The organism is Vibrio sp. 10N.222.55.A1, assembly GCF_041473835.1.
Classification (GTDB): domain Bacteria; phylum Pseudomonadota; class Gammaproteobacteria; order Enterobacterales; family Vibrionaceae; genus Vibrio; species Vibrio crassostreae_C.
Genome location: NZ_JBFRSX010000112.1, coordinates 1 through 5642, shown reverse-complemented (window position 1 = coordinate 5642; position 5642 = coordinate 1). Strand labels below are relative to the sequence as shown.

The following is a 5642-nucleotide window of genomic DNA, read 5'->3' as shown; positions in this document are numbered from 1 at the left end:
TATCGCATTTTCATTCTTAATATCTCTTAACTTATCAAGCTAAGAAAAAGAATGGAGGCGCCTCCCGGAGTCGAACCGAGGTCCACGGATTTGCAATCCGCTGCATAGCCACTCTGCCAAGGCGCCTTTTTAATTCAACACTTTAGGGACTTAAGTAAGCCGCACCGCTGTGTTCGGGTGCCTACTTTACGGATTGAGGGGAGATAGTCAAACAAAAAAGTGAATTTAAATTCCGTTTGCTGACATTTAAATCAAATTGCTGCATGTTCGATCTCTTTAATCAAAAAACACACAGCAAAATCGAGTTAAACAAGATGTTCTAGCGCTACCACTTCTTCATAAAACGACCGACAAGACTCGGATGATACGCCCAGCAGTGGTCAAACATAGTCATAAGTTGAGGGTTGCCATACTTAGAAAGACTAACCGCATGGAAACGGTTTTTGTGTTCTTTCAACTTTTCAACCTGAGCAATCATTTCGTCTGATTGTTTCGGCGCAATAAAGTCAGAAAGTACGATTAAATCGGCATTCTTGTATTTATCACCAGTCATTAGGTCAATCGACTTCATGAGAACAGGTTCCAAATCCGTACCGCCGTGGAATGAGTAACTTAAGAAGTCGCTCGCTTCACGTAGGCCATCTTGCCTTGTTAACTCATAGGTAATCTGCTCAGAAGAAAAAAGAATCACATAACAGTCTCTCTCTTCTGCAAGAGCAATTTGCATTAAGGCATAAGCCATTGCTTTAGCAGACTGCTCAGGGAAACCACTCATAGAACCCGAAGCGTCCACACAGACTATAAAAGGGCCCTTTTCAATATCGATGTTCTTGCTATCTGGTTTTTGCGCCTTCACTTTGCGTAACGTGCGTGATTTACCTTGCGAGCGATAGCTCAGTAAACGCTTGTCGGCCAAGTGCTTGTAAAAGATAACCTCAAGTTCAGGATAAGCTAAGAACATGGTTTCGTTTGGCAGCATCTTGTTAAGGTCATCACTTTCATGAATCCCGACAATATCATCGACCGCTTCATCGCTTTTCTCTTCAACCACCTGCAATTCTTCTACAGGGGCTTTGTGTAGCGAAGGATCATCTTCCTCACCAGCCATACGGCCTAGCTTTTCAGCGATCTCTTGCAAGCCCTTGTGCTTATTCAAGAACTCAGCATGACGTTTCATGATGGTAAGGTCTGTTTTGCTTAATTTGGCAGAAGCCATGTCCCACAAGCGCCCTACACTGCCTTCATCACCCGACTCAGTCACTTTATCCATGTTTTTCATGGTTTCCATGCGCTGATAAAGATCGGCTAAGACTTTTTCTTTGCTTGTTTCAAGTTCAGTTACTTGAGCTTGTTTAATCGCATCAGAAAGTGATTGGTACCATTGGTCGCAAAAGTAGTGTGGAAACATCGCGTTATAAACACCCTTGTTGTTCTCCATAAGGCGTCGAGCTTGTAGATAAAACGCTGAGTGCCACTCCAGCTTTTTGATAACGCTGTCAATCTCATCAAAGAACTGAGGTTCATCCCAGTAAATCACTTCTTGGTAAAGGGCGATTTCCTCTTGGAATCGATCAGTTTCACACACCTTAGTAACGCGTTTTTTAACTTTACCGCGCCATTTAACTAAGTGGTTTTTCACTGATGTTTTCACACCTTTGTTCTCTGCAGCCATCATGACTTGAGAACGAGCGATGAGATCATTCATCGCGGTATCAATGATTCCGGAATCAGCTACCATCAAAGCGAGGTTTAAGCCGTCTGCTCCTAACATATGCTCTCCTCTTACTCGAAGTACTGGCTCATAAACTTAATACGCTGAGCGATCTTGGCACTCTTCACTTTCGTGGTTTCAAGATCTTGCGTTACCGATTGCAAACTTGCTTCCATCGCTTTTGGTAAATCAGGGTCAATATAGTTATGAGGTAATGCATCATGGAATTCAGTACGAACGCGTTTTAACTTGAATTCAGCTTCAGTTAACTGTTCTAAGGCTTTCTCAGCGCCACTCAACCACTTGTTGTACAGTTCTTGGTCTAAACCGTCAGTAGTAACCACACTCACCAATACAGAGCGATTGGCGATGTCTTTAATCACTAATTGGTTTGATGCATCCAAGTCGAGTTTTAAACGGCATAGGTTTTTATTTTCGTTTACGTAACCGTAAATATCACCGTGACCTTCTTTAAGAACACGATCAAAATCGTCTTTGGCTACGTATACCCAACGGCTATCGCCTTTCTCAGATTCAGAAACCGACATGTTGCTTTGCAGCATAACCAGTTTCACTAGATTGTAAGCACTGCCCACACTGTACATTTTCGCGTTCTTGATGTCATTCTGGTAAACATCTTTACGCAACAAGCCACTGGTTGACTCCATAGAAAGTGACACCGACAACGTTGATTCAACATCGTCTTGAATCTCTTCTAACTCTTCACGAGACATTTCAATTTGAGCTTTCGACTCTTGTTGATCAAACGCTCGGTTCAATGCAAAGTCTTTCACCACGCTACGAACCACATCACGTGATTCTGGGCTATGCCACAAACAATCTTGCAGAAGCATAATATCCAGCGGGTTCACGCTATCGCGACCACTGAAGAACGCACTCGCTTTCAATAGTTTAACGGCCTTCTTCCAGCGTCTGTCTGATACATACAATTCTGACTCTGAAGCAGAGCCTTGCTTCTTAACCGTCTCTTCAAGCATGGTTTTTAGTTCAAACAACTTATCAAACGAATTGTCTGTCAGTTCCAGCTTATCGAGCTCTTTCTGCCATTGATGGTATTCAATGTCCGTAATCGCCAAACCTTTTGGAATTACCGCTTCTTGAGAAGTACCCGTCGTCAGCATCGATTTGAAGTTTTGTTTGTTTTGAATACGGTTCACGAACACGCGTACCAACATACGGTCATAAAGTGCTTCCAAGCCGCTGTCTTCATCTGGAAGTTCGTTGGATGCCGATACTAGTAGACGCATCGGTACACGTTCAATATCACTGCCGTTTTTGAAAGTCTTTTCGTTAACGACAGTAAGTAGCGTGTTTAGGATTGCAGGGCCGGCTTTCCAGATCTCATCGAGGAAGACGACTTGTGCAGTTGGTAGGTAGCCTTCGGTTAGTCTTACGTAACGACCGTTGTCTTTTAATTCTTGGATACTTAGTGGGCCGAACACTTCCTCGGGAGTAGAGAAACGAGTCATCAAATATTCGAAATAGCTGCTGTTATCAAAAGCCTGAATGAGACGTTTCGCGATAAGGCTTTTTGCGATGCCCGGAGGGCCTAATAGAAACACGCTTTCACCAGCCAAAGCAGCCAGTAAACAAAGCTTAATGGTGTCTTCTCTTTCGTAGACACCATCAGACAGAGCATGCGCTAATTTATTGATTCTTTCAGAGAGTAGCGCCTTGTCAGCATGTGAAGAAATAGAAGGGTTCATGCGTTACTCCGAAAATCTTTGAATAGTTGAGAGTGTAGAATTGTTTTTATACATTTGTTAGCGCTTTGTTACAAGTGCATTTTATTATTGAGTTGCATTTATATCAGATGGTTACGTCGGTAATTTTGGCGCAATCATAGATTCCAATTATGAGAGTAACATCACGAACGGCGTGAAACTAAATCTAATACGAAACCTAATTTTTCTTTTATTTTCGACACCATAGACGTTATGGTGGTGCACGTCTTCCGTTATACGAAAAATTGGCAAGGAATGTGGCCAGACTGCATGAGTAAAGTTATCCATAAATGGAAAAGTATTTCTCTCATAGAGGAGAACGTGACGCTCCCTACGAACGTCGTGGTAAAACATACAACAATCAATCACCCTGGCGCGGCAGTTATTCTTCCTATCACTTCGTCTGGAAAAATCATCCTCATTAACCAGTTCCGCCCTTCTCTAAAGAAATGGCTTTTGGAACTACCCGCAGGCACGATGGAAATAGATGAGACACCTCTTCAATGTGCCCAACGCGAACTGGAAGAAGAAACAGGTTACAGTGCAACTTCTTTTCAAAGCTTGGGGCAAGTCACCCCTTTAGCTGGATTCTGTGATGAGATTCAGCATTTGTTCGTCGCCAAAGACTTAAGCCTCACTACCCGCTTTAAATGCGACGAAGATGAAGTCATAGAGGTGATCGAACTAAGCCTAGAAGAACTGCACGACAAAATACGACACGATCAAATCACTGATACCAAAACTATCGCTTGTTTAAGTAAAGCCCAACTATGTGGCCATCTATAGCCAATTATATGGCTACCTAAAGTACTCTAGGAGAGAAACATGGACTTTCGTTCTGATACCGTAACTAAACCTTCGCAAGCTATGCGTGACGCAATGGCAAACGCAGAAGTGGGCGATGATGTTTATGGCGATGACCCAACCGTCAACGAACTAGAACAGTGGGCAGCAAATGAGACAGGCTTTGAAGCGGCAATGTTTACCTCTTCAGGTACACAAGCCAACCTTCTTGGCTTAATGGCGCATTGTGAGCGTGGTGATGAATATCTGTGTGGCCAGCAGGCGCACAACTACAAATACGAAGCTGGCGGCGCTGCGGTCCTTGGTTCTATCCAACCTCAACCAATCGAGAATAACCCAGACGGTACTTTAGACTTTAAAAAGCTTGCCGCTGCGATTAAGCCCGACGACAGCCACTTTGCTCGTACCAAGCTTCTTAGTTTAGAAAACACGATCAATGGTAAAGTCCTGCCAATGTCTTATCTAGCGGAAGCACGTGAGTTCGTAAACCAACACGGACTTCAAATGCACCTAGATGGCGCGCGCGTCTATAACGCAGCAGTCGCATTAGATGTACACATCAAAGAGATCGCACAACATTTCGATTCTATGACGATCTGTTTATCAAAAGGCTTAGGCGCGCCGATTGGCTCTTTACTTCTTGGTAGTAAAGAGTACATCGCCAAAGCACGCCGCCTACGTAAAATGGTGGGTGGCGGTATGCGTCAGGCAGGTATTCTTGCCGCAGCAGGTAAAATGGCGCTCAAGGAGAACGTGGTTCAACTTAAAGCTGACCACGACAATGCAAAAAATCTAGCGATTGGTTTAAACAAGCTAGAAGGCTTTTCTGTTAACCCTGATTTCATCCAAACTAACATTGTGTTTGCTAAATTAGATGAGTCAGTAGATATCAACCGCATCGCAAGCGAGTTAAGTGAGCAAGACATTACTATGTCGCCTGGTAATCCAGTACGTTTTGTTACCCATAAAGATATCAGTTCAGAAGACATCGTTACTTTCCTAATAAAGCTAGAAAATGCGCTTTAACTCTTGACGAGATTAGCCTCTATAGCAATTGAGATTTGAGCTTCCCCTATGGGAAGCTTTATTTTTGAGCAAAATCATTAACCAACTCCACAGCCCAAATAGCCTTTGACACCTGCTAGTTTTCTCATAAACACACTTGATTGACTGGAACAGAACGCGATCTCGTTTTGGTCTATGAGAATACCTTCTAAGAATTATTCTCACATTTAAACGGCTTTGTTTCCTAATTGGATCTCAGATAGAAACGGCCAGTATGGGTGATTATTAGGCTATTTCTATCGTTTTAGGCATACCTAACCCTGTGAGCTTATTCAACGCTTTAATCATGGCGTAGGTTTCACCAACCTGAGCATTAT

The 5642-nt window shown here is 43.2% G+C and carries 4 protein-coding genes and 1 tRNA gene; 2 read left to right on the top strand and 3 right to left on the bottom strand.

Going from position 1 to position 5642, the window contains the following annotated elements; translation table 11 throughout:
* Window positions 1–52: 52 nt before the first annotated feature.
* The 3 genes from AB4493_RS21545 to AB4493_RS21535 form a co-directional block, all read right to left on the bottom strand.
* A tRNA-Cys gene (locus AB4493_RS21545) sits at window positions 53–126 on the bottom strand.
* Between the two features lie 199 nt (window positions 127–325).
* Window positions 326–1771 carry an ATPase RavA stimulator ViaA gene (gene viaA / locus AB4493_RS21540; RefSeq protein WP_017064542.1) on the bottom strand — a complete coding sequence of 482 codons (1446 nt, stop codon included), beginning with the start codon at window positions 1769–1771 and terminating at the stop codon, window positions 326–328.
* A gap of 11 nt (window positions 1772–1782) precedes the next feature.
* Entirely contained in the window at window positions 1783–3438 is a 1656-nt protein-coding gene (locus AB4493_RS21535; RefSeq protein ID WP_017067123.1) for an ATPase RavA domain-containing protein, read from the bottom strand.
* Between the two features lie 288 nt (window positions 3439–3726).
* Between AB4493_RS21535 and AB4493_RS21530 the strand changes: the two genes are divergently transcribed.
* Window positions 3727–4242 carry an NUDIX hydrolase gene (locus tag AB4493_RS21530; protein ID WP_104216313.1) on the top strand — a complete coding sequence of 172 codons (516 nt, stop codon included), beginning with the start codon at window positions 3727–3729 and terminating at the stop codon, window positions 4240–4242.
* Window positions 4243–4281: 39 nt separating this feature from the next.
* Entirely contained in the window at window positions 4282–5286 is a 1005-nt protein-coding gene (ltaE, locus tag AB4493_RS21525; protein WP_372155794.1) for a low-specificity L-threonine aldolase, read from the top strand.
* Window positions 5287–5642: the final 356 nt, after the last annotated feature.

Excerpts from the sequence above, each read along its gene's own strand:
- viaA (WP_017064542.1), bottom strand. The coding sequence starts at position 1,771 with ATGTTAGGAGCAGACGGCTTAAACCTCGCTTTGATGGTAGCTGATTCC.
- AB4493_RS21535 (WP_017067123.1), bottom strand. The coding sequence starts at position 3,438 with ATGAACCCTTCTATTTCTTCACATGCTGACAAGGCGCTACTCTCTGAA.
- AB4493_RS21530 (WP_104216313.1), top strand. The coding sequence starts at position 3,727 with ATGAGTAAAGTTATCCATAAATGGAAAAGTATTTCTCTCATAGAGGAG.
- ltaE (WP_372155794.1), top strand. The coding sequence starts at position 4,282 with ATGGACTTTCGTTCTGATACCGTAACTAAACCTTCGCAAGCTATGCGT.